The 1330-nt window shown below is 33.0% G+C and carries 2 protein-coding genes; one reads left to right on the top strand and one right to left on the bottom strand.

Annotation, left to right across the window (positions count from 1 at the left end):
• Positions 1–335: 335 nt before the first annotated feature.
• The gene (locus ASC41_RS16725) at positions 336–539 is read left to right on the top strand and encodes a hypothetical protein (protein WP_152971387.1); all 204 of its coding nucleotides are present in this window, start codon (positions 336–338) and stop codon (positions 537–539) included.
• Between the two features lie 130 nt (positions 540–669).
• Here the strand turns inward: ASC41_RS16725 and ASC41_RS00140 are convergent.
• Positions 670–1330: alanine dehydrogenase (locus ASC41_RS00140; protein WP_420835913.1), on the bottom strand; the 661-nt coding region annotated here is incomplete at its 5' end.

Raw genomic sequence — 1330 nt, 5'->3', positions numbered from 1 at the left:
TGATTTCTGATTCGGTATCCGATAGCATAAACTCTCCAAAGCCATCACTGTCTGGATCGCAATATTCTAAATTTGATGGTGTGAAAGCCACTGGTGCTTGTTCTACTACTAAATCTAGCGAAGTGGTATCGTAACAACCTGTGTCTGTATTTTGCACGCCTACATAAATAGTTTGCATGTTTGGTACAACGTTAGTATATGGATTTAATAATGGGTTTGCTTGTGCATCGGCATCAGCTTGTGTGAAATAATACGTTACAGCGTATGCTGGATTACCACCTGAAATTTCGTTGTTTTTTAGGGTTAAATCAAACTCATTAATACCATCTGGTGTAGTGTCATCGCAAATTTCTAATGGAGTAGGAATAACAAGTATGGGATTGATGTTTATTATTATTTCAAAGTTAATAGTAGTAATTGTACATCCAGTTGTATTGTTTTCAACTCTAACAAAAATAGATTGTGGGTTATTTGAGTTTGTATATGGGCTTGTTAATGCATTCGTGTTATTGTCTGCATTGGGTTGTGTTTCAAAATAATTAATTGTGAAATTTGCTGTATTCTGAGTTCCTAATACTTCAGCATTAAATTGTGTTAAATCTATATTTGTAAGCGTTGGAGTATCGCTACAAACTTCAAGATTATTTACAATATTATTTTGAAAATCTTTTAAGTAAACTCATTTAAAAACTTCTTTTTGTTATTCTGAATATGATTTAGAATAACGTTATTTTCAACAAAATTCGTGAATAAAACTGGTTTATAATAGAGAAAACCATAATTATAATTGAATTTAAAAATTAGAAGATTTATATCGTTGTAATTCATGTCAAACCATTCTCCAACTGCACGATTGGTTAAAATACCATGATAGAAGTAGAGTCCATTTTTAAGACCATGATCCATTCTTAAAGAGTGTTCTAGACCACCATCTTCTGCGATTTTAAGCAGGTACGGTGTAAAGATGTTGCTTATTGAAGCAGATGCAGTTCTAGAATAACGAGCTGGGATATTAGGCACGCAATAATGTATTACACCATGTTTTTCGAAAATAGGATGTTTGTGTGTTGTAACATCGCTTGTTTCAAAACAACCACCCATATCTATGCTTACGTCAATAATTACAGCTCCCTTTTTCATTTGCTCAACCATATCTTCAGTAACAATAACAGGAGAGCGATCTTTGCCTCTAACTGCTCCAATAACAACATCGCAACGCTTTAAAGCTTTTTTTAGATGTTTTGGTTGAATAGTAGAGGTGTAAAGTGTTCTACCTAAGTTGGTTTGAATACATCGAAGTTTGGTAATGGAATTGTCGAAAATTTTAACA

This window comes from Lacinutrix algicola (assembly GCF_001418085.1).
GTDB classification, from domain to species: Bacteria; Bacteroidota; Bacteroidia; order Flavobacteriales; family Flavobacteriaceae; genus Lacinutrix; species Lacinutrix algicola.
This window is presented reverse-complemented; position numbering and strand designations above follow the sequence as displayed.